This window comes from Pseudoxanthomonas koreensis (genome assembly GCF_041890415.1).
Taxonomy (GTDB): domain Bacteria; phylum Pseudomonadota; class Gammaproteobacteria; order Xanthomonadales; family Xanthomonadaceae; genus Pseudoxanthomonas; species Pseudoxanthomonas koreensis_A.
The window spans coordinates 2,209,840-2,235,014 of the sequence record NZ_CP169056.1 but is presented as its reverse complement, the minus strand read 5'-3'; the positions used below and the strand labels follow the sequence as shown (position 1 = coordinate 2,235,014).

Genomic DNA, 25,175 nt, shown 5'->3' with positions numbered 1-25,175 from the left:
GCATCGGGCGGGATGTGCCGCGATGGCGGCCACACCGCCGAGTATGGCCGATCTGTGCGGTTACAGGAACAAGGTCATGACGTCGTTGGCGAAGCGCCGGCCCAGTGCGGTCGGGCGCACCCTTCCGGCCTCCGCCACCAGCCACTGGCGCCGGGCCGCCTCGGCCAGGGCCGGCTCCAGGGCGTGGCGGGCCAGCCCGGTCCGGGCCTCGAAGTCGGCCAGGGCGAAGCCTTCATGCAGGCGAAGCGCGTTGAGCATGAACTCGAAAGGCCGCCTGGCCGGTTCGATCCGCTCGTCGCCGCCGATCGCCGCGGCGCTGCCGGCCGCCTCCATCCACGCTGCCGGGTGGCGCTGCTTCCAGCGGCGCAGAATCGCCTGCTCGGCGCCGAGGGTGATCTTGGCGTGGGCGCCGGCGCCGATGCCCAGGTAGTCGCCATAGCGCCAGTAGTTGAGGTTGTGCGCGCATTGCCGGCCGGGCCGTGCGTAGGCGCTGGTCTCGTAATGGGCGTAGCCGGCCTGGGCCAGCAGTGCCTGGCAGCGCTCCTGGATGTCCCAGGCCAGGTCGTCGTCGGGGATGCCCTGCGGCGGCCGGGCAAAGAACACCGTGTTCGGTTCCAGGGTGAGCTGGTAGTGGCTGATGTGCGCCGGCTGCAGGGCGAAGGCGCGCGCCAGGTCGGCCTCGGCCATGGCCAGGTCCTGGCCGGGCAGGGCGTACATGAGGTCCAGGTTGAGGTTGTCCAGGCCGGCGTCCTGGGCCAGCTTCACCGCCGCCTCGGCCTCGCTGCTGTCGTGGATCCGGCCCAGCCGCTGCAGGCAGCCATCGTCGAAGCTCTGGATGCCGAAGCTGACCCGGTTCACCCCGGCGGCGCGGTAACCGTCGAAGCGGCCGTGCTCGGCGGTGCCGGGGTTGGCCTCCAGGGTGATCTCCGCGTCCGGGGCGATGCGCAGGCGTGCCGAGGCGGCCTGCAGGAAGCGGTCGATGGCCGCAGGCGGAAACAGGCTCGGGGTCCCGCCGCCGAAGAACACGCTGTGTACCGGGCGGCCCCAGACCAGCGGCAGGTCATGTTCCAGGTCACGCACCAGGGCGTCGACGTAGGCGTCGAACGGAAGCTCGCCCCCGGCCGCGTGCGAGTTGAAATCGCAGTACGGGCACTTGCGCACGCACCACGGCAGGTGCACGTACAGCGACAGCGGCGGCGGCATCAGCATGGCCGCGCCGGTGGCGTCGTCCGCGCCTGGCGCCGGGTGCCCGGCCGGGTCAGCGCAGGCGGACATCGGCGGCTGCGGCGGCTGGAGTAGCGCGGCCGGATTGGCCCAGCGCGGCCAGTACCGCGGGCAGGTCCGCGCGCAGGCGCTCCAGCGCGCGGGCGCGATGACTGATGCGGTTCTTCAGTGCCGGTTCCAGTTCGGCGGCGGTGTGCGCCAGGGCCGGGTCCAGGAACACCGGGTCGTACCCGAAGCCCGCCGTGCCGCGCGGCGCATCGAGCACCGTGCCCGGCCACACGCCCTCGGCGATCAGCGGCTGCGGGTCGTCGGCATGGCGCAGCAGCACGATCACCGCGTAGAAGTGCGCGCCGCGCCGAGCAAGAGGAAGACCATCCAGTTCGCCCAGCAGGCGCGCGATGTTGGCCGCACTGTCGCCATGGCTGCCGGCGTAGCGCGCCGAATGCAGCCCGGGCGCGCCGCCGAGCGCATCCACGCACAGGCCCGAGTCGTCGGCCAGGGCCGGCAACCCGGTCACGCGCGCGGCATGGCGCGCCTTGAGCAGCGCGTTCTCCACGAACGTCAGCCCGGTTTCCTCCACGTCCTCCACGCCCAGCTCGCCTTGCGGCACCAGCTGCACGGCACTGCCATCCAGCAATGCGCGCAGCTCGGCCAGCTTGCCTGCGTTGGCGCTGGCCAGGACCAGGCGCGGGGCAGGATGGTCGGGCACGGCCGGATCAGGCGCCCAGCGCAGCGCGCTGGGCGTCGAACAGTTGCCGGATGCCCTGGTCGGCCAGCCCCAGCAGGGCGTCCAGTTCCTCGCGGCGGAACGCGTGGCCTTCGGCGGTGCCCTGCAGCTCGATGAAGCCACCGCCGTCGTTCATCACCACGTTCATGTCGGTGTCGCAGGCACTGTCCTCGGCGTAATCCAGGTCCAGCACCGGCACCCCCTTGTAGATGCCCACCGACACCGCGGCGACAGCGCCGAACACCGGGTCGCGGGTGATCTCGCGACGGCCGCGCAGCCAGCGCACCGCATCGACCAGGGCCACGTATGCGCCGGTGATGGCGGCGGTGCGGGTGCCGCCGTCGGCCTGCAGCACGTCGCAATCCAGGGTGATGGTGCGTTCGCCCAGCGCGGAGCGGTCCACGCAGGCGCGCAGGGTGCGGCCGATCAGGCGCTGGATCTCCAGGGTGCGCCCGCCCTGCTTGCCGCGGGCGGCCTCGCGGTCGGAGCGGGTATGGGTGGCGCGCGGCAGCATGCCGTACTCGGCGGTCACCCAGCCCTCGCCCTTGCCGCGCAGGAACGCCGGCACCCGGTTCTCGACGCTGGCCGTGCACAGCACGCGGGTTTCGCCAAAGCACACCAGCACCGAACCTTCTGCGTGGCGGGTGAAGGCGCGTTCGATGCGCACCCGGCGCATCTGCTCCGGGGTACGGCCACTGGGACGGGCGACGGTCATGGGAGTTCCGGTGGAGGCGGCACCGGTGCAGGCGTGGCTGCGCAAGGCGAAGGTGCCGCGGAAAGGCCGGCTAGATTACCATTCGTGCCTTGCATAGAAGGAATTCCGCATGATCCGCAGCATGACCGCCTTCGCCAGTGGCGAACGTGCCACTCCATGGGGCGTGTTGAGTTGCGAACTGCGCTCGGTCAACCACCGTTTCCTGGAGACCGGGCTGCGCCTGGCCGAGGAGTTGCGCGCGCTCGAGCCGCTGCTGCGCGAGCGGGTGGCCGCGCGGGTGCAGCGCGGCAAGCTGGACCTGGTGCTGCGCCTGCGCACGCCGGATGCGGACGCCGGCCTGGCGGTGGACGAGGCGCGGGTGGCGCGCCTGGCCGAGCTGGCGCGGCGGCTGGACGCGCAGTTCCCGCGGCTGCAGGTGGAGTTCACCACGCTGCTGCAGATGCCGGGCGTGTTGCAGGCCCCGCACGCCGATGCCGAGGCGCTGCAGGTCCAGGCGCTGGAGCTGCTCGACCAGGTGCTGGACGACTTCGTGGCCGCGCGCGAGCGCGAGGGCACCAAGCTGGTCGCGGCCATCGTCGAGCGCGTGGATGGGATCGAGCGCATCGCCGCGCAGGTCAGCGGGCTGATCCCGGCCATCCGCGAAGGCCAGCGCGCCAAGCTGGCCGCGCGCCTGGCCGAGTTGCCGCACCCGGTTGATCCGGGCCGTGCCGAGCAGGAACTGGTGCTGTGGCTGCAGAAGCTGGACGTGGACGAGGAACTGGATCGCCTGGGCAGCCACATCGCCGAGATCCGGCGCGTGCTGGGGCAATCGCAGCCGGCCGGCAGGCGCCTGGATTTCCTGCTGCAGGAGTTCAACCGCGAGGCCAACACGCTCGGCTCCAAGTCGGTGGATGCGCGCACCTCCAATGCGGCGGTCGAACTGAAGGTGCTGATCGACCAGGTGCGCGAGCAGGTACAGAATCTCGAGTAAGCGGCAACGCCAGGGCACGGCCAGCAGGCGCATCAGGACGGGGAGTCATGTCGGACCAGCAACCATCAATCACCGATCCAGGCGCGCCGCGCGGCACCCTGTTCATCGTTGCCGCGCCGTCGGGCGCGGGCAAGTCGAGCCTGGTCAACGCCTGCCTGGCGCGCGACCGCAACATCCGCCTGTCGGTGTCCTTCACCTCGCGCCCGCCTCGCCCGGGCGAGCGCCACGCGCAGCACTACCACTTCGTTTCGGCCGGGGAATTCACCCGGATGATCGAGGCCGGTGACTTCTTCGAGCACGCCAGCGTGCACGGCGACTGGAAGGGCACCGCGCGGCAGTCGGTGGAGCCGCAGCTGGCGGCCGGCCACGACGTGCTGCTGGAGATCGACTGGCAGGGCGCGGCCCAGGTGCGGGCCAAGGTGCCCGACGCGGTCAGCGTGTTCATCCTGCCGCCCTCGCGGCAGGCGCTGGCCGAGCGCATGCGCAAGCGCGGCCAGGACAGCGACGAGGTCATTGCCCGGCGCCTGGCCGCCGCGCGCGAGGAGATGTCGCATTACGCCGAGTTCGACTACGTCATCGTCAACGAAGTATTCGATACCGCGGTGGATGAGATGTGCGCGGTGTTCACCGCCAGCCGCCTGCGCCTGGCGCGGCAGCAGGAGCGCCAGCGTGAACTGATCCGGGCATTGACCGACCCGGGTGCGCCCTGAAGGGCCGAAGCGATGCCATTGCATCCGACGCTGCATGGGTGGCCCGGCCGGCGCCGGCCGCGGGTGGTCGCCTGCGCCGCCAGGCCGCGCCCGTCGCCGCGCGGGCGTGGTTTGCCGCTGGCATGCCGCTGGCATAGTCTTTCCGCATGACCGCAGGCCATTCCGCCCAGGCAATCGCGAATGGGCCGCCACCCACGGGCGAGCCCGTGCCCGACTATGTCCTCGAACTGGAACGCCTGGCGGCCTACCTGCCGCGCGAGCAGTTGCCGTTGCTGCGCGAGGCCTGGCGGATGGGCGACGGTGCGCACGCCGGCCAGACCCGCAAGTCCGGCGAACCCTACATCACCCATCCGGTGGCGGTGGCCGGGGTGCTGGCCGAACTGGGCCTGGACGTGGAGTCGCTGATCGCGGCGATCCTGCACGACACCATCGAGGACACCCCGCTCACCCGCAAGGACATCGCCGCGGCGTTCGGCGAGGACGTGGCCGAGCTGGTCGATGGCGTCACCAAGCTGGACAAGCTCAAGTTCCGCGACCGCCACGAGGCGGCGGCCGAGAGCTTCCGCAAGATGCTGCTGGCGATGTCGCGCGACCTGCGCGTGATCATGATCAAGCTGGCCGACCGCCTGCACAACATGCGCACCCTGGGCGCGCAGAGCCGTGAAGCGCGCAGGCGCATCGCCCTGGAGACGCTGGAGATCTACGCGCCCATCGCCCAGCGCCTGGGCATGAGCCTGGTCAAGTCCGAGCTGCAGAACCTGGGCTTCCGCGCGCTGTATCCGTGGCGCCACGACATCCTGGAAAAACACATCCGCAGCCAGCCGGTGATGCGCCGCGAGTCGATGGCGCAGGTGGAGGTCAAGCTGTCCCAGGGCCTGGCCCGCGAAGGCCTGGAACACCGGCTGGTGAGCCGGATCAAGACCCCGTGGAGCATCTACAACAAGATGCTCGGCGAAGGCAAAAGCTTCGACCAGGTGATGGACGTGTTCGGGTTCCGGGTGGTGGTGCGCAGCGTGCCCGACTGCTACCACGCGCTGGGCACGGTGCACGCGCAGTTCAAGCCGCTGGACGGGCGTTTCCGTGACTTCATCGCCATCCCCAAGGCCAACGGCTACCAGTCGCTGCACACGGTCCTGTTCGGTCCTTACGGCTCGCCGATCGAAGTGCAGATCCGCACCGAGGAGATGGACCTGATCGCCGAGCGCGGGATCGCCGCGCACTGGACCTACAAGCATGGTGGCGACAGCCCCAACAGCGCGCAGAGCCGGGCCCACGCCTGGATCGTGGAGCTGATCGAATCGCAGCGCGCGGCCGGCTCCTCGCTGGAGTTCCTGGAGAACGTGAAGGTCGACCTGTTCCCGGACGAGGTCTACCTGTTCACGCCCAAGGGCCGGATCATGTCGCTGCCGCGCAGCTCCACCGCGCTGGACTTCGCCTACGCGGTGCACACCGATGTGGGCAACCAGGCGGTGGCCGCGCGCGTGGACCGCAAGCTGGTGCCGCTCAAGACCAGGCTTGCAAGCGGGCAGACGGTGGAGATCATCACCGCGCGCTCGGCCGCGCCCAAGCCGCAATGGCTGGAGTTCGTGGTCACCAGCAAGGCGCGCACCGCCATCCGCCACCAGCTCAAGCAGCTTGAACACGAGGACGCGGTGCAACTGGGCCATCGCATGCTCGACCGTGCGCTGGAGGCGATGGGCAGTTCGCTGGAGAAATTGCCGCCGCAACGGCTTGAGGCGTTCCTGGGCGAGCACCGGTTCCCGCGGCTGGAGGCGTTCCTGGCCGAGGTGGCACTGGGCAACTGGATGCCCAGCCAGGCCGCACAGGCGCTGATGGCCTATGCGGAACTGCGCAGCGGCGGCCCGTCCGGGCGGCTCCAGGAAAAGATCCTGATCAACGGCACCGAGGGCGGGGTGGTCAGCTTCGCCAACTGCTGCCAGCCCATCCCCGGCGACGAGATCATGGGCTACCACACCGCCGGCAAGGGCGTAGTCCTGCACCGGCTGGACTGCCCGAACCTGGCCGAGTTCCGCAAGTCGCCCGAGCGCTGGGTGCCGATCGACTGGGATCCGAACGTCTCGGGCGATTACGACACCTCGCTCATCGTCGACGTGGAAAACCACACCGGGGTGCTGGCCCAGCTGGCCGCGGCGGTCGCCCAGAGCCACTCCAACATCGAGCGCGTGGATTACCTGGACCGCGACATCAACGCGGCGCAGTTGCGCTTCGCCATCCAGGTCCGCGACCGTACCCACCTGGCCGACGTCATCCGCCGCCTGCGCCGCCTCGCCGTGGTGCAGGGCGTGCGCCGCCAGTAACCGCACGCGCGCGGCAATCGCGGGGCGTGCGCGCCCCATGCATCGTTTACCCTTTGCGGCCTGTCACCGCGTGGTCCCGCATCCGATGAAGCTGCTCGCCCTTGAAACCGCCACCGAGGCCTGTTCGGTCGCGTTGTACCTGGACGGCGAGGTGCGCGAGCGTTTCGAGGTGGCGCCGCGGCGGCATGCCGAGCTCGCGCTGCCCTTCGCCGAGGCGCTGTTGGCCGAGGCCGGGATCGCGCGCACGCAACTGGATGCAATCGCGGTGGGCCGCGGGCCCGGGGCGTTCACCGGCGTGCGCCTGGGGATTGCGCTGGCGCAGGGCATCGCCCTGGCACTGGAGCGGCCGCTGGTGCCGGTGTCGACCCTGGCGATCCTGGCCGCCGCTGCGCGCGCCGATGGGCCGGCGAGGATCCTGGCGGCGATCGATGCACGCATGGGCGAGGTCTATGTCGGTGCCTACGGCCGCGAGGGCGGCCACATCGTGGCGCTGGATGGCGAGCGCGTGCTGCGGCCCGACCAGGTGGCGCTGCCGCTGCTGGCCGGTGAAGCCGGCGGCGACGGGGCGTGGCAGGGCGTGGGGACCGGGTTCGCCGCCGCCGACGGCGCACTGGTGCAACACCTGTCGCTGCAGCAGGTGGATGCGCAGGCCCTGCCGCGCGCGGCGGTGCTGGCGCGCCTGGCCGTGGCGGCGCATGCGCGCGGGGAGGCCCTGGCGCCCGAACGGGTCGAGCCGGCCTACCTGCGCGACAACGTGGCCCTGACCCTGGCCGAGCAGCAGGCCTTGCGCGGGAAGCGTGCGCAGGCGTGATCACCCCGCCGGCCGCGCCTGCGATCCGCTGCGCGTGGCGGGCCCGCGCTGGGGGATGTGGCAAAATCGCCGCTTCTGCCGCCGTCGCCCCACCCATGCAGCTCCCGTCGATTCCCTCGCCGCGCCCCTGTCCGGCGCCCACCCGCACCCGTGCGCGGCCGGGCCGCTGACCGATGGCCGACGAAACCGGGCATCTCCCGCGCCGGCCCGCGCGCGTGCTCAAGGCCGCGCAGTGGTCCTGGCAGGGCCTGCGCGCGGCATGGCGCCACGAATCCTCCTTCCGCCTGGAGGTCTACCTGCTGGTGGTGCTGGCGCCGCTGGCGCTGTGGCTGGGGGCCAACGGGGTCGAGCGCGCGCTGCTGCTCGGTTCGCTGCTGCTGGTGCCGGCCGCCGAACTGCTCAATTCGGCGGTGGAAGCGGTGATCGAGCGCTATGGCGCCGAATACCACGAGCTGGCCGGGCGGGCCAAGGACATGGGGTCGGCCGCGGTCTTCGTATTGATGATGAACGTGCTGCTGTGCTGGGGCCTGGTCCTCGGCCCGCGGCTGCTTTGATGTGTGAAACGAACGTAGGAACCTGCGATGAACCTTGAATTCCTGGCCGACCCCAACGTCTGGCTGACCCTGGTCACCCTGAGTGCGCTCGAGATCGTGCTGGGCATCGACAACCTGGTGTTCATTTCCATCGCGGTGGGGCGGCTGCCGCCGGAGCGGCGCGATTTCGCCCGCAAGTTCGGCATCGGCGTGGCGTGCATCACCCGGATCCTGCTGCTGGTCTCGCTGGCGTTCCTTGCGCGGATGCAGCACGACCTGTTCAGCGTGTTCGGCATGGGCATTTCCACCCGCGACCTGGTGCTGGTGCTGGGCGGCGCGTTCCTGCTGGTGAAGGGCGCGATGGAAATCCGCGAGCTGATCACCGGCGGCCACGACGACGATCCGCGCACCACCAAGAGTTCGCAGGTGTTCTGGGTGGTGATCGTGCAGATCGCCATCATCGACATCGTGTTCTCGCTCGATTCGGTGATCACCGCGGTGGGCATCGCCGAGCACATCCCGGTGATGGTGGTGGCGATCCTGCTGGCGGTAGCGATCATGCTGCTGGCGGCCAACCCGCTGGGCCGCTTCATCGATGCCAACCCGACCATCAAGATGCTGGCGCTTGCGTTCATCCTGCTGGTGGGCATGATCCTGATCCTGGACGGCATCGACGTGCATGTGCCCAAGCCGTACATCTACTTCGCCATGGCCTTCTCGGTGCTGGTGGAGACGCTCAACCTGCTGATGCGCCGCAGCGCGCTGCGCAAGCAGGTGCCGGGCGCCGGCGAGTTCTGATGAGCAACGGTGCGCCGGCCGGCCATGGCCTGCGCGCCGGCGACAACGGCACAATAGGACCTTCGCAGCACTGGCAGGCACCATGATCGTCCTTCACCAGATCGACCCCATCGCGTTGTCGCTCGGGCCTTTGCAGGTGCACTGGTACGGGGTGACGTACCTGCTGGCCTTCGCCACCGCCTGGTGGCTGGGGCAGCGGCGGGTCAACGCGGGCCGCGTGCCGGGCGTGGACGCCAACGGGTTTTCCGACCTGCTGTTCTACGGGATGCTCGGGGTGATCCTGGGCGGCCGCCTCGGGTATGTGCTGTTCTACGCGCTCGACGACGCGCTGCGTGACCCGCTGATGGTGCCGCGCCTGTGGGACGGCGGCATGAGCTTCCATGGCGGATTCCTTGGCGTGCTGGCCGCGTGCTGGCTTTGGTCGCGCCGGCAGCGCCTGCACTTCTTCGACACCATGGATTTCGTTGCGCCGCTGGTGCCGCTGGGGTTGGGCTTCGGCCGCATCGGCAACTATGTCGGCGGCGAGCTGTGGGGCAAGTACACCGGGGCCGGCTGGGGCGTGGTGTTCCCGACCGGCCTGCCGGAACGTTTCCGCGGCCTGGACCCGGCGGCGCTGAAGGCGCAGTTCGATGCCGGTGCGCTGGACGCGTTCGCGCGCCATCCCTCGCAGCTGTATCAGGCCTTGCTCGAGGGCGCGGTGATGTTCGGCGCGCTGTGGTGGTTCTCGCGCCGTCCGCGTCCCCGCTATGCGGTGTCCGGCCTGTTCGCCCTGCTGTACGGCGTCTTCCGCTTCGTGGTGGAGTTCGTGCGCGTACCCGATGCCCACGTCGGCTACCTGGCCTTCGGCTGGCTGACCATGGGCCAGGTGCTGAGCCTGCCGCTGGTGGCGCTGGGCCTGTTGCTGCTGTGGCGCTCGCACCGCGCGCCGGTGCTGCAGCCGGTGCCGCCGGCCACGGGGGACGCGGCGTGAAGCAATACCTGGAACTGCTGGCCCACGTGCTGGAGCACGGCGCCGCCAAGTCCGACCGTACCGGCACCGGCACCCGCAGCGTGTTCGGCTGGCAGATGCGCTTCGACCTGGGCCAGGGCTTCCCGCTGGTGACCACCAAGAAGCTGCACCTGCGCTCGATCATCCACGAGCTGCTGTGGTTCCTGAAGGGCGAGACCAACATCGCCTACCTGAAGGACAACAAGGTCAGCATCTGGGACGAATGGGCCGATGCGCACGGCGAACTGGGCCCCGTGTATGGCAAGCAGTGGCGGCGCTGGACCGGCAGCGACGGCCGCGAGATCGACCAGGTCCGCTGGGTGGTGGACGAGATCGCGCGCAACCCCGATTCGCGCCGGCTGATCGTCTCGGCCTGGAACGTGGCCGACCTGCCGGCGATGGCGCTGATGCCGTGCCACACGATGTTCCAGTTCTACGTGGCCGACGGGAAGCTGAGCTGCCAGCTGTACCAGCGCAGTGGCGACATCTTCCTGGGCGTTCCTTTCAACATCGCCAGCTATGCGCTGCTGACCCACATGGTGGCCCAGGTGACCGGGCTGGCGGTCGGCGATTTCGTCCACACCCTGGGCGATGCGCACCTGTACTCCAACCACGTCGAACAGGCGCGCGAGCAGCTTGCACGCACGCCGCGCGCGCTGCCGACGCTGCGGCTGAACCCGGCGGTGACCGACCTGTTCGGCTTCACCCACGACGACATCGCGATCGAAGGCTACGATCCGCTGCCGGCGATCAAGGCACCGGTGGCGGTGTGAGCGGGGGCGGCGGGCGTGATCCCCGGCACCCGCCGCGGCTCAGCCTCATCGCCGCGCTGGACCGCAACCACGGCATCGGTCGCGGCAACGCGATGCCGTGGCACCTGCCGGACGATTTCCGCCACTTCAAGGCGCTGACCCTGGGCAAGCCGATCCTGATGGGGCGCAAGACCGCCCAGTCGCTGGGCCGGGCACTGCCGGGCCGGACCAACCTGGTGCTGACCCGCAGCGGCCAGGTGCCGTTTGCCGGGATGCAGGCGGTGGCCTCGCTGGACCAGGCGCTGGCGCTGGCAGCGGCACAGGGCGCCGGCGAGCTGTGCGTGATCGGCGGCGGCGAGGTCTATGCGCTGGCGATGGCGCACGCCGATGCGATGCACCTCACCCATGTGGACACCGTGGTGGAGGGTGCCGATGCGTTCTTCCCGGCCTGGGATCCAGGGCAGTGGCAGGAAACCTCGCGCGAAGCACACGCGGCCGACGACCGCCACGCGCACGCCTTCGAGTTCGTGGAATACCAGAAAATTCCCTCACAAGGCGGCCGATGATCGTGACACGGTGTGGTGCGATGCCTGCTGACGGGAAGTCAAGGAGGAGGCTGTGGCCGCAGGCCGCAGCCGGGGGACATGAGCGGCGGCAGGCATCGCGCCGCACCGCCGCAACCTTGCCTCCCGCCGCAACCTAATCCTTGCGCAAGTGCGGCGGGATTGCAGATACGTCGCGCCCGGCAACCTGCACCACGCGCAGTTCATCGCAGTCCAGTTGCAGGGCCGTGAGCTTCCCGCCCCAGACCGCGCCGGTGTCGATGGCGTGCACGCCCTGGGTGAGGGTGAGGCCCAGCGTGGACCAGTGGCCACAGACGATCTTCAGGTCGCGCTCGGCGCGGCCGGGAGCGGCGAACCAGGGATACAGGCCGGCGGCCTGGGTGCCGGGCGCACCCTTCTCGTCGATCGCGATGCGCCCGCGCGGCGTGCAGTAACGGGCGCGGGTGAACCAGTTGATGATCGCCCGCCAGCGTTCATGGCCGCGCAGGCCCGGCGACCAGTTCGGCTTGTCACCGTACATGTTGCGCAGCAGGTTGCGGTAGCCGTCGCCCTGCATCTGGCGTTCGACCTCGGCCGCGTATTGCTCGGCCTGCTGGGTGGTCCACTGCGGGGCCAGGCCGGCGTGCACCATCATCCAGCCCATCGCGCGGTCGGCATGCACCAGCTTCTGCTGCCGCAGCCAGCCAAGCAGCACGTCCGCGTCCTCGGCCAGGACCACGCGCTGCAGGTCCATGTTGACCTTGCGCTTCTCGGCCTGCGAGCGCTCGCCGATGGCCAGCAGCGACAGATCGTGGTTGCCCAGCACCACCACCGCCTGCTCGCGCAGGGAGTGGACCAGGCGCAGGGTTTCCAGCGACTGGCCGCCGCGGTTGACCAGGTCGCCACAGAACCACAGGCGGTCGGCCGCCGGGTCGAAGCGGATCTTCTCGAGCAGCCGCCGGGTGGCGTCGTAACAGCCTTGCAGGTCGCCGATGGCCCAGATGCTCATCGCCGCGGCCTCAGTGCAGGATCCGCGGGACGGTCAGCAGGAACGGGGCGATGGGCGCGTCGAAGCGGGTGCCGTCGGCCGCCAGCATGTCGTAGCGGCCGTGCATGGCGCCATCGCCGGTCTCCAGCACCACCCCGGAGGTGTACTCGAAGTCCTCGCCCGGCTCCAGCCAGGGTTGCTCGCCGACCACGCCGTCGCCGTGGACTTCCTCGGTGCGGCCGTTGCCGTCGGTGATGCTCCAGTGGCGCGCCATCAGGCGCGCGGCGACGCTGCCACGGTTGCTGATGCGGATGGTGTAGACGAAGACGTAGCGGCCGGCGTCCGGCTCGGACTGGTCGGCGAGGAAGCGCGGGGTCACGTCCACGTTGATCGCATACGGCGTATCGGGCTGCTGCATGCCGACAGTTTAAGCGAAGGGCGTGACGGTCGAGGCGAGGCCGGCCGGCACGGGCCGCGCTGCCGGCAGCGCGCGGCGCCCCGCGCAGGTCATCGGCCCCCGGCATTGGCCAGGCGCACGAACGCTGCCACGTCGATCTGCTCGGCGCGCGCATCCGGGCTGACACCGGCGGCTTCGAACTGGATGGCGTCGCACACGCCGTTCAGGGCGTTGCGCAGGGTCTTGCGGCGCTGGCCGAACGCCGCGCGCACGACATCGGCGAAGCGCGCCCGATCATCGATGCCGACGCTGGCCGGGTCGCGCGGCAGCAGCCGGACCACGGCCGAATCCACCTTGGGTGGTGGCCGGAACGCACCGGGCGGCACCACGAACAGCGGCTGCACCTGGCACCAGGCCTGCAGCATCACGCTCAGGCGGCCGTAGACCTTGCTGCCGGGCGCGGCGCTCATCCGGTCGACCACCTCCTTCTGCAGCATGAACACCATGTCGGTGATCGACGCGGCGTGGTCCAGCGCGTGGAACAGGATCGGCGAGGAGATGTTGTAGGGCAGGTTGCCGACCAGGCGCAGCGGAGTGCCGGCGGCCAGCGCGGTGAAATCGACCTGCAGCACGTCGCGGTGGATGACGTCCAGTTCGCCGACGCCGTCGGCCATCGCCAGCAGCGGGGCGATCAGGTCGCGGTCGAACTCGATCACGGTCAGGCTGCCATGGCGGCGCAGCAGCGGCAGGGTGATGGCGCCCTGGCCGGGGCCGATCTCCACCAGCCGGTCACCGGGCCTGGGCGACACCGCCTGGACGATGCGCTCGATGTAGCTGCGGTCATGCAGGAAGTGCTGGCCCAGCGACTTCTTCGGCAGGTGACGGGTACTCATGCGCCATTATCGCCGGATGTGGAGGCGCGGTGCTGCGCGGCCGTGGACCGGGCGCCGCCGGTCAATCCATCCCCAGCTTCTTGAGCTTGTAGCGCAACGCGCGGAAGGTGATGCCCAACTGCGCGGCGGTGCGGGTCTTGTTCCAGCGATTGTCCTCCAGCGCCTTCTGGATGGCCGCGCGCTCCAGTTGCTCGATGTAGGAGGGCAGGGCGCCGGTGCCTGGATCCAGGTCCAGCACCGCTTCCTGGTGCGCGGCGTGGGCCGGGCCGGATTCGGCGCCAAGCCGGACCGGGACCTGCGGCAGGTGCAGGTCGGCCGCGTCGACGCGGTCACCATCGGCCATGGCCAGTGCGCGCTCGAGCACGTTCTCCAGTTCGCGCACATTGCCGGGGAAGGGGTAGCTGGCCAGTGCGGCCAGCGCCGCCTCGGTCAGTTCGGGCGGATGCCGCTCCTGGCCGGCGGCCAGGCGGGCGAGGATGGCGTGGGCCAGTTGCGGCAGGTCGCCGGTGCGCTCGCGCAGCGGCGGCACCCGCAGCTCGATCACGTTGATCCGGTAGTACAGGTCGTGGCGGAAGCGGCCGTCGGCCACCAGCGCGCCAAGATCCTTGTGGGTGGCCGACAGGATGCGCACGTCCACCGGCACCTCGCCGGGCGCGCCGACCGGACGCACCGACTTTTCCTGGATCGCGCGCAGCAGCTTGACCTGCATCGCCAGCGGCAGCTCGGCCACCTCGTCCAGGAACAGGGTGCCGCCGCTGGCGGCCTGGAACAGGCCCGGCTTGTCGGCATGGGCGCCGGTGAAGCTGCCCTTCTTGTGGCCGAAGAACTCGCTTTCCATGAGTTCGGCCGGGATCGCGCCGCAGTTGACCGGCACGAACGGCCCGGCCGTGCGTGCGCCCTGCTCGTGGATGGTGCGCGCAACCAGCTCCTTGCCCACGCCCGACTCGCCCAGGATGTAGACCGGCGCCTGGCTGCGCGCGACCTTGGCGATGGTGGCGCGCAGGGTGTCCATGGCCGCGGAGTCGCCGAGCAGGCGGCTGGCCTGCTCCTGCGGTGGCGCGGCGCGCAGGCGCTCGCTGTTGTTCAGTTCCAGCGCGTGCCGGACCAGGCCGCGCAGCACGTTGATGTCCACCGGCTTGCTGACGAAGTCGAACGCCCCCGCCTTCAGCGCCTCCACCGCCAGGTCCATGTTGCCGAAGGCGGTGATCATGGCCACCGGGGTCTGCGGGTGGTGGCGCGCGATCTCGCCCACCAGCTCGATGCCGTTGCCGTCCGGCAGGCGCATGTCGGTCAGGCACAGGTCGTAGTGGCCGCGACCCAGCAGCTCGCGCGCCTCGCTCAGGTTGGCGGCGGTATCCACGCGCAGGCCCATGCGGCCCAGGGTGAGGACCAGCAGCTCGCGGATGTCGCGTTCGTCGTCGACGATAAGGGCGCTGCGGCTCTGGGTCATGGCGCAAGACGATAGCGGACTGGCCGGCATGGGCCAAGCCGGCGTGCCGGGACGGTCACTCCGGCAGCATGTTGTGCGGGCCCGGCAGGGCCAGGCGGAAGCAGGCGCCGCCGCCGGGGACCGACACGTACTCCAGGGTGGCCTGGTTGGCCCGGCTCAGCTCGCGGGCGATGTACAGGCCCAGCCCGGTGCCGTGCTCGGAGGTGGTGAAGAACGGCCGGAACAGCTGCACCACCACGCCTTCGGGGATGCCGGGCCCGCGGTCGAGCACATCCACCAGCGCATTGCGCCCGGCCTGGAACACGCGCAGCCGGACCCGCGCCGGCTCCTCCATCACCCGCCCGTACTTGAGGGCGTTGTGCACCAGGGTGGTGAGGATCTGCTGCAGGTGGCGGGGGTCGGCCATGGCGGCCACCGGATGCGGCGGCAGCACCGCTTCCAGGCTGTCGGTTTCGATGGCCAGGGTCTGCCGGTATTCGTCCACGAAGCGGCGCACGAACCCGGCCAGCTCGATGTTCTCGGGCTTGGCGCGTTCGCGCCGGGCCAGGCCCAGCACGCTTTCGACGATGCCGTTGGTGCGCTGGCACTGCTGGTGGATGATCTGCAGCAGGCGACGCTCGGTATCGTCGATGGTGCGGCTTTCCTCCAGCAGCTGCACGGCGTAGTTGATGGCCGCCAGCGGGTTGCGGATCTCGTGCGCCAGGCTCGCCGAGAACCGGCCCAGCGTGGCCAGGGTCAAGGATTCGGCGCGCCGCGACACCACGGTGGCGTCGTCCAGGAACACCAGCACCACGTCACTGTCGGCCAGCAGGCGGGCAAAGCGCGGTTGCACTTCCGGGTGGTCCGGCTGCAATTGCATGGGGGTGTCGTCCACGTCCCAGCCGTTGCGCCAGCGCTGCAGGCGCCGCGCCAGTTCAGGCACCACCGCCGCCAGCGAGGTGCCGCCGGCACTGGTGGCCTCGCCCAGCAGCAGCGCCGCGGCCTCGTTGGCCAGGGTGATCTGCTGGTCGGCGTCCACCACCAGCACGCCGGTGCGCATGCGCCGGATGATCAGCTCGTTGATCTCCACCAGGCTGGCGACCTCGGCGGTGCGCCGGGCGGCAAGCTGCTGGCTGGAGCGCGCGCGCTGGCCGATCTGGTTGCCCAGCCAAGCCAGGGCCAGGTAGCTGGTGATGAACATCGACAGCTCGGCCAGCGAGCGCGGCGATGCGCCGCCCCCCAGGACCGACCAGACGAACTCGGCCACCATCGCCACCGATGCCAGCACCGCGACGGTGAGCGCATAGCGCAGCGGCAGCAGCATCGCCGCGGCGGCCACGTTGAACAGCAGCATCATGGCGATGCCCGCGCCCACCGATGGCAGTGCATGGGTGGCAAGGGTCGCGGCCAGGATGTCCAGGCAGGTGCCGCTGAACACCAGTGGCACCAGCCAGCGCTCGTTGCGGCTGACTGCCAGCAGCGCCAGCGAGGCCAGCAGGTAGACCACGGCCACCGTGCCGCCCAATGCCGCGCTGCGCGGCGAGCCGACCATCTCGCTCAACGGGCTGAACACCAGCGCGGCCACGAGCCCGGCCTCCAGCACCCGGTACAGGGCGAAGAAGTAGAGCTCGCGCGTGGGGATCGATTCGATGCGCTGGATGAGCGAAGCGTGGGGCACGCGTGGTTCCCGGTTCGCGGCTGCAGGCCAGTATAGGGAATCCCGCGCCCCCGGTTGCGCGGCTGGCCGGCCTGCCGCCTGGCAATTGAATGCCTTCGGTTTCAGCGACTTGTGCCGGTGGCCGGGCCGCAGCCGCCGGCACGGGGCCGGCATGCGGGTGGCATGGCGGCCGGACGCGGCAGTACCGGCGTTTTGCACCGCCGGGTCCGGTCGGCGACAATACTGCCCCCCGTCCGCACGCCCCGCCTGCTTCGGCTGGCCCGCCCGTGCCCGGCGGTCATTCCCCACCCCACTGGTGAAGCATGAATTTCCACGAGTACCAGGCGAAACAACTGTTTGCCGACTATGGCATTCCGGTCCCGGCAGGTCGCGTCGCCTCCACCCCGGCAGAAGCGGTCGATGCGGCCAAGGCCCTCGGCAGCGGCCCCTGGATGGTCAAGGCCCAGATCCACGCCGGTGGCCGCGGCAAGGCCGGCGGCGTCAAGTTCTGCAAGACCACCGATGAGGTGTTCAACGCCGCCATCGGCATGCTCGGCACGAAGATGGCCACCTACCAGTCCGCCGGCGTGGCGCTGCCGGTGAACCAGGTGCTGGTGACCGAGGCCGGCGAGATCGCCAAGGAGCTCTACCTGTCGGTGCTGGTGGACCGCGGCAGCAAGTCGATCACCTTCATCGCCTCGTCCGAGGGCGGCGTGGACATCGAGACGGTGGCCGCGGAAACGCCGCACCTGATCCAGACCCTCAACGTCAAGTTCGTCGAAGGCCTGCAGCCGTACCAGGCGCGCAATGTCGGCTTCGCCCTGGGCCTGACCGCCAAGCAGACCGGCCAGCTGGTCAAGATCATGACCGGGCTGTACCGGCTGTTCAACGACAAGGACCTGTCCCTGGTCGAGTTGAACCCGCTGGCGATCCTGGACAGCGGCGACCTGTACGCGCTGGACGGCAAGGTCAATTCCGACGACAACGCCAGCTTCCGCCATCCCGACCTGGTCGCCATGCGCGACAAGAGCCAGGAGGACGAGACCGAGGTGCTGGCCAGCCAGCACGACCTCAACTACGTCACCATGGACGGCAACATCGGCTGCATGGTCAACGGCGCCGGCCTGGCGATGGCGACCATGGACGTGATCAAGCTCAGCGGCGGCGAGCCGGCCAACTTCCTGGACGTGGGCGGCGGCGCCACCAAGGAGCGGGTGACCACCGCGTTCAAGCTGATCCTGTCCTCGGACAAGGTCAAGGCGATCTTCGTCAACATCTTCGGCGGCATCGTCCGCTGCGACATGATCGCCGAGGGCATCATCGCCGCGGTCAAGGACGTGGGCGTCAAGGTGCCGGTGATCGTGCGCCTGGAGGGCACCAACGTGGAGGAAGGCAAGAAGCTGCTGAAGGAAAGCGGCCTGGCCATCGTCCCCGCCGACGACATCAACGACGGCGCCAGGAAGTCGGTCGCCGCGGTCGCCTGATCCTGACGGCGACGGATATGGCGTGAATCCGGCCTCCCCCCTTGAGTCAAGGGGGTGGATCGTCGCGAAGCGGCGAGACGGGGGTTGTGGAGGAGCGCACCGGGACATCGGCGCAGCCGATGTCTGGTCTCCGGAAGCCGGCATCTTTAACGAAATTCGAGGATTTCAAGCATGTCCGTTCTTATCAACAAGAACACCAAGGTGATCGTGCAGGGCTTCACCGGCCAGCAGGGCACCTTCCACGCCGAGCAGATGGTCGAGTACGGGACCAAGGTCGTCGGTGGCGTCACCCCGGGCAAGGGCGGCCAGACCCACATCGGCCTGCCGGTGTTCAACACCGTCGTCGATGCGGTGCAGGCGACCGGTGCCGATGCGTCGGTCATCTATGTGCCGCCGGCATTCGCGGCCGATGCGATCCTGGAAGCCGCCGCCGGTGGCATCAAGGTCATCGTGTGCATCACCGAGGGCATCCCGGTGCTGGACATGCTGCGGGTCAAGAACGTGCTCAACGGTTACGAGGACGTGGTGCTGATCGGCCCCAACTGCCCTGGAGTGATCACCCCGGGCGAGTGCAAGATCGGCATCATGCCGGGCCATATCCACAAGCCGGGCAAGATCGGCATCGTTTCGCGCTCGGGCACGCTGACCTACGAGGCGGTCAAGCAGACCACCGACGTGGGCCTGGGCCAGTCGACCTGCATCGGCATCGGTGGCGACCCGATCAACGGCCTGAACTTCGTCGATTGCCTCAAGCTGTTCAACGAGGATCCGCAGACCGAGGGCATCATCATGGTCGGCGAGATCGGCGGCAGCGCCGAGGAGGAGGGCGCCGAGTACATCAAGAACCACGTCCGCAAGCCGGTCGTGGGCTTCATCGCCGGCGCATCGGCCCCTCCGGGCAAGCGCATGGGCCATGCCGGCGCGATCGCGTCGGGCGGCCAGGGCACGGCCGAGGGCAAGTTCGCGGCGATGGAGGCTGCAGGCGTGACCACGGTGCGTTCGCCGGGCGACCTGGGCGCGGCGATCAAGGCCCGCCTGGGCGGCTGATCGCAACTGCGCGCGTACACGTAGAAGGCCGCCTCCGGGCGGCCTTTTTCGTGGGTCTCATCCACTTTGCGGGAACAGATGCGGCCAGGTGTGCAGGAATGCGGCGGCGGGCGGCCTGGTCGCGGCGGTGCGGCGCGATGCCTGCTGCCGCTCATGTCCCCCGGCTGCGGCCTGCGGCCACAGCCTCCTCCTTGACTTCCCGTCAGCAGGCATCGCACCACGCCGTCCAACGTTCATCGGCCGCCGCTTGTAGGAGCCGGTCTTGCCGGCGACCCGATGCGCGCTACGGCATTGCCACACACCCCACCCACCGCGGTCGCCGGCAAGACCGGCTCCTACAACAAAAGAGCGACGATGCGCTTCGGCCGCCGCACAAGGCAGGCATTGCATCACTCCGTATCACGTTCATCGGCCGCCACATGTAGGAGCCGGCCTTGCCGGCGACCGCGGTATGCAGCCCGGTCGCCGGCAAAGCCGGCTCCCACAAGGCGCATCCATGCTCCGCGCGAATGGCCAGGGCGCTTCGCCGGCGTTAATGCCCGGCTTCGGCTTTTCCATAGGCCGCCAGCCAGATCCAAAGCGATTTGGCATGTGGTGTGCTGACGGGAGGTCAAGGAGGAGGTCCTGGCCCGCAGGGCCGGGACCGGGGGACATGAGCGGCAGCACACCACATGCCGAAGCGCCGCAGCATCGCAACCGGATGCTCTTCGCTTCCGGGTGAAGGGACTTTTCGTAATGGCGACGACGAAGTGCCGCGGATTGCCGCGCAGTGTGCAGGGGATCAGTTACGCGCGTTGCCGCGGATCAGTCCGCCGTGCGGCGGCGCTCGTGCCGCCACAGCACTTCGCCCTGGCCGTCGGCGCGGGCCAGCACCCGGGCCAGCACGAACAGCAGGTCCGACAGCCGGTTGAGATAGCGCAACGCCTCCCCGCGAACCTCTTCCACCCGGGCCAGTGCCACCGCCTCACGCTCGGCGCGACGCACGATCGTGCGCGCCACGTGGCAGCGTGCGGCCGCCTCGCCGCCGGCCGGGAGGATGAACTCCTTGAGCGGCGGCAGGGTGTCGTTGTGGCGGTCCAGGTGCCGCTCCAGCGCATCGATGTCGGCGGCAGTGATGGCCGCGTGGCCGGGAATGCACAACTCCCCGCCCAGGTCGAAGAGCTGGTGCTGGATCGAGGTGAGCAGGTCGCGGATATCGTCCGCCACGCCGGGTGCAGCCAGGACCACGCCAATCGCCGAGTTGGCCTCGTCCACCGTGCCGAAGGCGCACACCCGCAATGCATCCTTGCCGGTGCGGCTGCCGTCGCCAAGGCCGGTGCTGCCATCGTCACCGGTGCGGGTGTAGATCTTCGAAAGCCGGTTGCCCATGCCTGCCGGAGGCCTTGCGCGGCGTCAGTCCGCGGTGCGGCCGGAACGGTCGCGCAGCAGCGGGCCGATGCGTTCGGCGGCCAGTTGCAGCGCCGCGGCAATCGCCACGTAGGTGCCGGCGGTGGACAGGTAGGCCGGCAGCCAGTCGGTGTAGTTCTTCCACCAGCCGGCCAGGCTCGGCTCGGCGACCACGTCGCTGGTCCAGTAGAAGGCGCCCTGGGCGAACAGGTGGCATACCACGACGCCGGCCACCAGCGCGGCCGCGGTGCGGCCCAGTGCTTCCCAGTCCGCGCCGGTGTAGTGGCGCCGCAGCCAGGCGCCGCCGGCCCACATCGCGGCGTAGGCGGGCACCAGGCCCCAGTAGCCGGCGGACATGCAGTAGTGGCCCCAGAAATCCATGCCCTGGCGGGAGATCACCTGCCAGTCCACCGCCACCCCCAGCGCCAGCAGCAGCGGGAATACCCAGCGGCCCCAGCCGCGCAGGTGGAAACCGGCGATGAAGAACACCGCCCAGCTCGCATCCGGCGGCGAGAAATGGTCGAACACGTGCGCGCGCGAGGCGGCCATCAGCAGGACCAGGACGGACAGGATGAAGGCGCGTTGGGTGGAGACGGTCATGGTGCACGTGAGGAATGGAAACTGCAGGCATTCTAGCCGAGCGGGGCCGGCGCCGGGCCGGGGGCCACCCGGTCGGCGCGGTGGCGGTCGCAGCGGTGCTCCGGCCCGGGCCGATGCAGGTGCAGGCGGCCGGGCGGGCGCACGCGGGTCCGTGGACGGTCCACGTATCATGTGCCGATGATCCGAACCCATGACGTGCTGATCGTCGGTGGCGGCCTGGTGGGCGCCAGCCTGGCGATCGCGCTGGAGCAGTTGCCGCTGGACGTCGCCCTGGTCGAGGCCAGTCCGGCCGGCGAACTGCCGCCGGTGTTCGACCAGCGCAACCTCAGCCTGGCGGCCGCCTCGGTCAAGGCGCTGGACGCGCTGGGCGTGACCGGCGCGCTGCACGCGCCAACCGGGCCGATCCGCCGCATCCATGTCAGCCGGGCCGGCGATTTCGGCAGCGTGCGCCTGGCCGCCGCCGACTACGGCCGCGACGCCTTCGGCCAGGTGGTGGTGGCGCGTGATTTCGGCCAGGCCCTTGAAGCCAGGCTGGCGCAGTTGCCCCGGCTCACCCGCTACCGGCCGGCGCGCTTCATCGCGCTTGACGATGCCGGTGGCGATGACACGCGCGGTGTACGCCTGGCTACCGGCGAAGGCGAGCTGCGGGTGCAGGCACGCCTGCTGGTGGCCGCCGACGGCAGCCACAGCCAGGTGCGCCAGTGCCTGGGTATCACCGCCCATGGCCACGACTACGGCCAGACCCTGTTCGTGGCGCGGATGCGCGCGGAGCGTGCGCCGGATGGAACCGCGTGGGAGCGGTTCACCGACAGCGGCCCCACCGCGCTGCTGCCACGCGGTGATCGCGCCTATGGCGTGATCCACGGCGTGCCCACCGCCGAGGCGGAGGCGGTGGCGGCGCTGGATGATGCGGCCTGGACCGCGCGCATCCAGCGCGTGTTCGGCTGGCGCGCCGGGCGCCTGCTTGAAGCCGGCCCGCGCAGCACCTACCCGATTGCCTCGCAGGTGGCCGATGCACTGGTGGCGCCGCGCGCGGTGCTGCTGGGCAACGCCGCCCAGACCATCCACCCGGTCGGCGCACAGGGCTTCAACCTGGGCCTGCGCGATGCGCTGACCCTGGCCGAGCTGCTGCACGCGCATGCAGGCGACCCCGGTGACGCGGCGCTGCTGCAGCGCCACGTGCAGCGCCGCGGCGAGGATCGCGCGCGCACCCTGGCCTTCTCCGATGGATTGGCGCGGATCACCGCCAACCGCGCCTCGCTGCTGCGCCCGTTGCGCAGCCTGGGCCTGCTGGCAGCCGATCGCAGCGGCTGGCTGCAGGCATGGCTGGTGGGCGGGGCGATGGGTTTTCGCGGCGACGTGCCGGAGCTGTGCCGGTGAGCCGCGCGCGCCTGGACGTGGTGGTGGCCGGTGGCGGCGTGGTCGGTGCGGCCTGTGCGCTGGCCCTGGCCCAGGCCGGCCTGGCCGTGGCGCTGGTGGAACCGCAGCCGGCGCCGCAATGGTCGGCGCAGGAGCCGGACCTGCGCGTGTTCGCGCTGGCCCCGGACAACGTCGCCTTGCTGCAGCGCATGGGCGTGTGGCCGCGGGTGCTGGCCGCGCGCGCGCAGGCATACCGGCGGATGCGGGTGTGGGATGCGGCCGGACGCGGCGAGCTCCAGTTCGACGCCGCGTCCATGGCCCGCGACGCGCTGGGCTGGATCGTGGAGAACGCCGTGCTGGTGGACCGGCTGTGGTCTGCGCTGGCGGCGGCCGGCGTGCGCCTGCATTGCCCGGCGCGGGTGGAGGCGATGGAACAGGATGCGGCGGGCGTGCGCCTGCGCCTGGACGACGGCCTGCGCCTGGACGCACGGATCGCCGTGGCCGCCGATGGTGCCGGCTCGGTGCTGCGCCGGCTGGCGGGAGTGGAGGTGGATGCGCACGACTATCGCCAGCGCGGCGTGGTCGGCTACGTCAGGGCCGCCGAGCCGCACCAGGACACGGCCTGGCAGCGCTTCCTGCCTGGCGGGCCCCTGGCGTTGCTGCCGTTCACCGACGGCCTGGTCTCGATCGTGTGGAGCCTGCCGGACGCCGAAGCGGCGCGGGTACTGGCGCTGGACGATGCCGGCTTCGCGATTGCGCTGACCGATGCGTCGGCCGCGCGCCTGGGATCGCTGGTGCCGGTCTCGGCCCGCGCCGCGTTCCCGCTGCGGCGGCAACTCGTGCGGCGGCAGGCCGCCGGACGCGTGCTGCTGCTGGGCGACGCCGCCCACGTGGTGCATCCGCTGGCCGGGCAGGGCGTGAACCTGGGCCTGCGCGACGTCGCCGCACTGGCCGCCGAAATCGAGGCCGCCGGACGCCGCCGCAGCGACTGGACCGCGCCGCACCGCCTGCAGCGCTGGGCGCGCCGCCGGCGCAGTGACAACACCGTGTCCGCGCTCGCGTTCGAAGGCATCGACCGGCTGTACTCCAACGATCGTCCGCTGGCCACCTTGGTGCGCGGTCCGCTGCTGGGGCTGGCCGGCAAGCTGCCGCCGCTGCGCCACGCGCTGTGGCGCCATGCCGCGGGCGACCCGTAGCCGCGCCCGGGAGCGCAGCCAGGGGATCGGCGGGATCAGCGCATCCAGCCGGCCAGTTCGTCCCGGTCCAGGCGGCCGTCGGCATTGGCGTCCACCGCGCGGAACTCGGCGGCCAGGGTCGGATTGGCTGCCGCTTCGTTGCGGTCGATGAGGCCATCGCCGTCCACGTCCAGCACCTCGAAGTCGATCCGGTAGTGGCCGACCACGCTGTCCGGTTCGAACGACCTGATGATGGTGCGCTCGTCGTGCGCGCCGTCGATCACCAGCATGCCGCTCTGGCGCTGGATCGGCGCCCGCGACGGCGTCGTGTCCGGCGGCAGCGGCAGCGGAACGGCCTGGGCCAGCACGCCGGCACTGCCCAGGGCGAGCGGCAGGCCGGCGATCATCAGGAAAGCGGGGCGAAGGCGGCGATCCATGGCGGTGGCCCAGGCGACGATGCCGCAGACCCTAGGCGCGCCGCGGTGAAGCGGCGGTAAACGCGCCTTCGTCGCGCCGCGTTTCAGGCCAGCACGATGCGGCGTCCGCCCTCGCGCGCGGACGCGAACGCCGCGTCGAGCACGCGCAGGTCGCGCAGGCCTTCCTCGCCCGGCGCCACCGGCGCGGTGCCCTCGAGGATGGCCAGTGCATCGTTGTCCATCTGGGTGGCCTGCTGGTAGGGCAACACGCCGGTGTTCGGGAACACCTGGCCATCGCTGGTGCGGCCGGTGATGCCGTCGTAGCCCTGGAATGGATCCAGCTCATACCAGCCGCGCTCGCAATCGACGTGCAGCAGGTTCATGTTGCGGCCGAAGCTGGTGGAACACTCGGCGACCAGGCCATCGGCGAATTCCAGGGTGAAGTACGTGGTCTCGTCCACCCCGTCGAACAGGTGCGGGCGCTGGATCTCGTGGCGCGCGCTCACCGCCACCGGTTCCTGCCCGGTGACGTAACGGGCGGCGTTGAGCGAGTACACGCCCATGTCGTACATCGCGCCACCGCCGTACTTTGCGACCAGGCGCCACGGCTTGTTGGCCGGGTCGACATCGTCATAGGCGTGGAAGCCGGCGTCGGCGCGGACCTTGAGGATCCGGCCGTAAGGCAGCTCGCGGGCCATCGCCATCAGCCGGCGGGTGTTGGCCTCGTGCTGCATCCGGTAGCCGATGGTGAGCTGCACCTTGTTGCCGCGGCAGGCCTCGATCATGGCCTCGCCTTCGGCTGCGTTCATCGCCATCGGCTTCTCGCACCACACGTGCTTGCCGGCCGCGGCCGCGCGCCGGGTCAGCGGCAGGTGCAGGTGGTTGGGGGTGACGATGTAGACCGCCTGGATGTCGGGGTTGTCGGCGATCCGGTCCAGGTCGTCGTAGCTGTAGACGTTGCGGTCGGCGATGCCGTACTTCTGCTGCCACACCGGAATCTTCTCCGGCGAGCCGGTGACGATGCCGGCCAGGTGGCAGTTGCGGGTCAGCTGCAGGGCAGGGGCGAGCAGGTGGCCGGCGTAGTAGCCCAGGCCGATCAGGGCCACGCCCACCGAATCCTTGCGCCGCGGCGCCGGTGTCTGCACACGCGTGGATGCGGCGGTCGCGGGCAGTGCGGCGCCCAGCCCGACCCCGGCCATTGCCACCAGCAGATGGCGACGGGTGATTCCGTGAAGCTGCATGTTCCCTCCCAGGAT

General features: G+C 70.4%; 25 protein-coding genes. 13 read left to right on the top strand and 12 right to left on the bottom strand.

Annotation, left to right across the window (positions count from 1 at the left end; translation table 11 throughout):
- Nucleotides 1–60: 60 nt before the first annotated feature.
- Genes hemW through rph form a run of 3 tightly spaced genes read right to left on the bottom strand, consistent with a single transcriptional unit; the run spans nt 61 to nt 2,666 of the window.
- A complete protein-coding gene (hemW, locus tag ACEJ41_RS10235; protein WP_374014118.1) occupies nt 61–1,209 on the bottom strand; it encodes a radical SAM family heme chaperone HemW in 1,149 nt (382 codons plus the stop codon).
- Between the two features lie 49 nt (nt 1,210–1,258).
- Nucleotides 1,259–1,933 (bottom strand): RdgB/HAM1 family non-canonical purine NTP pyrophosphatase, encoded by a 675-nt coding sequence (rdgB, locus tag ACEJ41_RS10230; RefSeq protein WP_374012175.1) that lies wholly within the window; start codon nt 1,931–1,933, stop codon nt 1,259–1,261.
- A 7-nt stretch (nt 1,934–1,940) separates the two neighbouring features.
- A complete protein-coding gene (gene rph / locus ACEJ41_RS10225; protein ID WP_374012174.1) occupies nt 1,941–2,666 on the bottom strand; it encodes a ribonuclease PH in 726 nt (241 codons plus the stop codon).
- Nucleotides 2,667–2,775: 109 nt separating this feature from the next.
- Between rph and ACEJ41_RS10220 the strand changes: the two genes are divergently transcribed.
- The 9 genes from ACEJ41_RS10220 to ACEJ41_RS10180 all read left to right on the top strand — a co-directional run bounded on the left by ACEJ41_RS10220 (nt 2,776) and on the right by ACEJ41_RS10180 (nt 11,112).
- Nucleotides 2,776–3,636 (top strand): YicC/YloC family endoribonuclease, encoded by an 861-nt coding sequence (locus ACEJ41_RS10220; protein ID WP_374012173.1) that lies wholly within the window; start codon nt 2,776–2,778, stop codon nt 3,634–3,636.
- A 47-nt stretch (nt 3,637–3,683) separates the two neighbouring features.
- A complete protein-coding gene (gene gmk, locus ACEJ41_RS10215) occupies nt 3,684–4,346 on the top strand; it encodes a guanylate kinase (RefSeq protein ID WP_374012172.1) in 663 nt (220 codons plus the stop codon).
- 146 nt (nt 4,347–4,492) lie between these two features.
- Complete coding sequence (locus tag ACEJ41_RS10210) at nt 4,493–6,664, top strand: bifunctional (p)ppGpp synthetase/guanosine-3',5'-bis(diphosphate) 3'-pyrophosphohydrolase (RefSeq protein WP_374012171.1); 2,172 nt, start codon at nt 4,493–4,495, stop codon at nt 6,662–6,664.
- Between the two features lie 85 nt (nt 6,665–6,749).
- Nucleotides 6,750–7,475, top strand: a complete 726-nt coding sequence (gene tsaB / locus ACEJ41_RS10205; RefSeq protein ID WP_374012170.1) for a tRNA (adenosine(37)-N6)-threonylcarbamoyltransferase complex dimerization subunit type 1 TsaB — start codon at nt 6,750–6,752, stop codon at nt 7,473–7,475.
- Nucleotides 7,476–7,648: 173 nt separating this feature from the next.
- Nucleotides 7,649–8,029: a diacylglycerol kinase gene (locus ACEJ41_RS10200; protein WP_374012169.1), complete on the top strand. Its 381-nt coding sequence runs from the start codon at nt 7,649–7,651 to the stop codon at nt 8,027–8,029.
- Nucleotides 8,030–8,056: 27 nt separating this feature from the next.
- The gene (locus ACEJ41_RS10195; RefSeq protein WP_374012168.1) at nt 8,057–8,806 is read left to right on the top strand and encodes a TerC family protein; all 750 of its coding nucleotides are present in this window, start codon (nt 8,057–8,059) and stop codon (nt 8,804–8,806) included.
- A gap of 82 nt (nt 8,807–8,888) precedes the next feature.
- Nucleotides 8,889–9,776 (top strand): prolipoprotein diacylglyceryl transferase, encoded by an 888-nt coding sequence (lgt, locus tag ACEJ41_RS10190; protein ID WP_374012167.1) that lies wholly within the window; start codon nt 8,889–8,891, stop codon nt 9,774–9,776.
- Nucleotides 9,773–10,567: a thymidylate synthase gene (locus tag ACEJ41_RS10185; RefSeq protein WP_374012166.1), complete on the top strand. Its 795-nt coding sequence runs from the start codon at nt 9,773–9,775 to the stop codon at nt 10,565–10,567. Before lgt ends, ACEJ41_RS10185 begins: the two co-directional genes overlap by 4 nt.
- Complete coding sequence (locus ACEJ41_RS10180) at nt 10,564–11,112, top strand: dihydrofolate reductase (protein ID WP_374012165.1); 549 nt, start codon at nt 10,564–10,566, stop codon at nt 11,110–11,112. Before ACEJ41_RS10185 ends, ACEJ41_RS10180 begins: the two co-directional genes overlap by 4 nt.
- A gap of 133 nt (nt 11,113–11,245) precedes the next feature.
- Here ACEJ41_RS10180 and ACEJ41_RS10175 read toward each other — a convergent pair whose 3' ends face one another.
- From ACEJ41_RS10175 to ACEJ41_RS10155, 5 genes are all read right to left on the bottom strand, one after another.
- Complete coding sequence (locus ACEJ41_RS10175) at nt 11,246–12,097, bottom strand: symmetrical bis(5'-nucleosyl)-tetraphosphatase (RefSeq protein WP_374012164.1); 852 nt, start codon at nt 12,095–12,097, stop codon at nt 11,246–11,248.
- A 10-nt stretch (nt 12,098–12,107) separates the two neighbouring features.
- Nucleotides 12,108–12,494 (bottom strand): Co2+/Mg2+ efflux protein ApaG, encoded by a 387-nt coding sequence (gene apaG, locus ACEJ41_RS10170; protein WP_374012163.1) that lies wholly within the window; start codon nt 12,492–12,494, stop codon nt 12,108–12,110.
- An 89-nt stretch (nt 12,495–12,583) separates the two neighbouring features.
- Complete coding sequence (gene rsmA, locus ACEJ41_RS10165) at nt 12,584–13,366, bottom strand: 16S rRNA (adenine(1518)-N(6)/adenine(1519)-N(6))-dimethyltransferase RsmA (protein ID WP_374012162.1); 783 nt, start codon at nt 13,364–13,366, stop codon at nt 12,584–12,586.
- Nucleotides 13,367–13,427: 61 nt separating this feature from the next.
- A complete protein-coding gene (locus ACEJ41_RS10160; RefSeq protein ID WP_374012161.1) occupies nt 13,428–14,846 on the bottom strand; it encodes a sigma-54-dependent transcriptional regulator in 1,419 nt (472 codons plus the stop codon).
- 25 nt (nt 14,847–14,871) lie between these two features.
- Entirely contained in the window at nt 14,872–16,473 is a 1,602-nt protein-coding gene (locus tag ACEJ41_RS10155) for a PAS domain-containing sensor histidine kinase (protein WP_374012160.1), read from the bottom strand.
- Nucleotides 16,474–16,775: 302 nt separating this feature from the next.
- Between ACEJ41_RS10155 and sucC the strand changes: the two genes are divergently transcribed.
- Nucleotides 16,776–17,936: an ADP-forming succinate--CoA ligase subunit beta gene (gene sucC / locus ACEJ41_RS10150; protein ID WP_374012159.1), complete on the top strand. Its 1,161-nt coding sequence runs from the start codon at nt 16,776–16,778 to the stop codon at nt 17,934–17,936.
- A gap of 171 nt (nt 17,937–18,107) precedes the next feature.
- Nucleotides 18,108–18,983, top strand: a complete 876-nt coding sequence (sucD, locus tag ACEJ41_RS10145; protein WP_374012158.1) for a succinate--CoA ligase subunit alpha — start codon at nt 18,108–18,110, stop codon at nt 18,981–18,983.
- An 804-nt stretch (nt 18,984–19,787) separates the two neighbouring features.
- Here the strand turns inward: sucD and ACEJ41_RS10140 are convergent.
- Together ACEJ41_RS10140 and ACEJ41_RS10135 are read right to left on the bottom strand one after the other, a co-directional pair.
- Nucleotides 19,788–20,351 carry a cob(I)yrinic acid a,c-diamide adenosyltransferase gene (locus tag ACEJ41_RS10140; RefSeq protein ID WP_374012157.1) on the bottom strand — a complete coding sequence of 188 codons (564 nt, stop codon included), beginning with the start codon at nt 20,349–20,351 and terminating at the stop codon, nt 19,788–19,790.
- A gap of 24 nt (nt 20,352–20,375) precedes the next feature.
- The gene (locus tag ACEJ41_RS10135; RefSeq protein WP_374012156.1) at nt 20,376–20,969 is read right to left on the bottom strand and encodes a hypothetical protein; all 594 of its coding nucleotides are present in this window, start codon (nt 20,967–20,969) and stop codon (nt 20,376–20,378) included.
- 177 nt (nt 20,970–21,146) lie between these two features.
- Here ACEJ41_RS10135 and ubiH point away from each other — a divergent pair, with 177 nt between their 5' ends.
- Both ubiH and ACEJ41_RS10125 read left to right on the top strand, forming a co-directional pair.
- Complete coding sequence (gene ubiH, locus ACEJ41_RS10130; RefSeq protein WP_374012155.1) at nt 21,147–22,349, top strand: 2-octaprenyl-6-methoxyphenyl hydroxylase; 1,203 nt, start codon at nt 21,147–21,149, stop codon at nt 22,347–22,349.
- Nucleotides 22,346–23,524: an FAD-dependent oxidoreductase gene (locus ACEJ41_RS10125; RefSeq protein ID WP_374012154.1), complete on the top strand. Its 1,179-nt coding sequence runs from the start codon at nt 22,346–22,348 to the stop codon at nt 23,522–23,524. The genes ubiH and ACEJ41_RS10125 overlap by 4 nt, the downstream gene beginning before the upstream one ends.
- A 35-nt stretch (nt 23,525–23,559) precedes the next feature.
- Here the strand turns inward: ACEJ41_RS10125 and ACEJ41_RS10120 are convergent, their stop codons facing one another.
- Nucleotides 23,560–23,940 carry an EF-hand domain-containing protein gene (locus ACEJ41_RS10120; RefSeq protein WP_374012153.1) on the bottom strand — a complete coding sequence of 127 codons (381 nt, stop codon included), beginning with the start codon at nt 23,938–23,940 and terminating at the stop codon, nt 23,560–23,562.
- An 83-nt stretch (nt 23,941–24,023) separates the two neighbouring features.
- Nucleotides 24,024–25,160 (bottom strand): Gfo/Idh/MocA family protein, encoded by a 1,137-nt coding sequence (locus ACEJ41_RS10115; protein WP_374012152.1) that lies wholly within the window; start codon nt 25,158–25,160, stop codon nt 24,024–24,026.
- Between the last annotated feature and the right edge of the window lie 15 nt (nt 25,161–25,175).

Coding starts and splice junctions, on each gene's coding strand:
- hemW (WP_374014118.1), bottom strand. CDS start 1,209: ATGCTGATGCCGCCGCCGCTGTCGCTGTACGTGCACCTGCCGTGGTGC.
- rph (WP_374012174.1), bottom strand. CDS start 2,666: ATGACCGTCGCCCGTCCCAGTGGCCGTACCCCGGAGCAGATGCGCCGG.
- ACEJ41_RS10220 (WP_374012173.1), top strand. CDS start 2,776: ATGATCCGCAGCATGACCGCCTTCGCCAGTGGCGAACGTGCCACTCCA.
- gmk (WP_374012172.1), top strand. CDS start 3,684: ATGTCGGACCAGCAACCATCAATCACCGATCCAGGCGCGCCGCGCGGC.
- ACEJ41_RS10210 (WP_374012171.1), top strand. CDS start 4,493: ATGACCGCAGGCCATTCCGCCCAGGCAATCGCGAATGGGCCGCCACCC.
- tsaB (WP_374012170.1), top strand. CDS start 6,750: ATGAAGCTGCTCGCCCTTGAAACCGCCACCGAGGCCTGTTCGGTCGCG.
- ACEJ41_RS10200 (WP_374012169.1), top strand. CDS start 7,649: ATGGCCGACGAAACCGGGCATCTCCCGCGCCGGCCCGCGCGCGTGCTC.
- ACEJ41_RS10195 (WP_374012168.1), top strand. CDS start 8,057: ATGAACCTTGAATTCCTGGCCGACCCCAACGTCTGGCTGACCCTGGTC.
- lgt (WP_374012167.1), top strand. CDS start 8,889: ATGATCGTCCTTCACCAGATCGACCCCATCGCGTTGTCGCTCGGGCCT.
- ACEJ41_RS10175 (WP_374012164.1), bottom strand. CDS start 12,097: ATGAGCATCTGGGCCATCGGCGACCTGCAAGGCTGTTACGACGCCACC.
- apaG (WP_374012163.1), bottom strand. CDS start 12,494: ATGCAGCAGCCCGATACGCCGTATGCGATCAACGTGGACGTGACCCCG.
- rsmA (WP_374012162.1), bottom strand. CDS start 13,366: ATGAGTACCCGTCACCTGCCGAAGAAGTCGCTGGGCCAGCACTTCCTG.
- ACEJ41_RS10160 (WP_374012161.1), bottom strand. CDS start 14,846: ATGCCGGCCAGTCCGCTATCGTCTTGCGCCATGACCCAGAGCCGCAGC.
- sucC (WP_374012159.1), top strand. CDS start 16,776: ATGAATTTCCACGAGTACCAGGCGAAACAACTGTTTGCCGACTATGGC.
- sucD (WP_374012158.1), top strand. CDS start 18,108: ATGTCCGTTCTTATCAACAAGAACACCAAGGTGATCGTGCAGGGCTTC.
- ACEJ41_RS10140 (WP_374012157.1), bottom strand. CDS start 20,351: ATGGGCAACCGGCTTTCGAAGATCTACACCCGCACCGGTGACGATGGC.
- ACEJ41_RS10135 (WP_374012156.1), bottom strand. CDS start 20,969: ATGACCGTCTCCACCCAACGCGCCTTCATCCTGTCCGTCCTGGTCCTG.
- ubiH (WP_374012155.1), top strand. CDS start 21,147: ATGATCCGAACCCATGACGTGCTGATCGTCGGTGGCGGCCTGGTGGGC.
- ACEJ41_RS10120 (WP_374012153.1), bottom strand. CDS start 23,940: ATGGATCGCCGCCTTCGCCCCGCTTTCCTGATGATCGCCGGCCTGCCG.
- ACEJ41_RS10115 (WP_374012152.1), bottom strand. CDS start 25,160: ATGCAGCTTCACGGAATCACCCGTCGCCATCTGCTGGTGGCAATGGCC.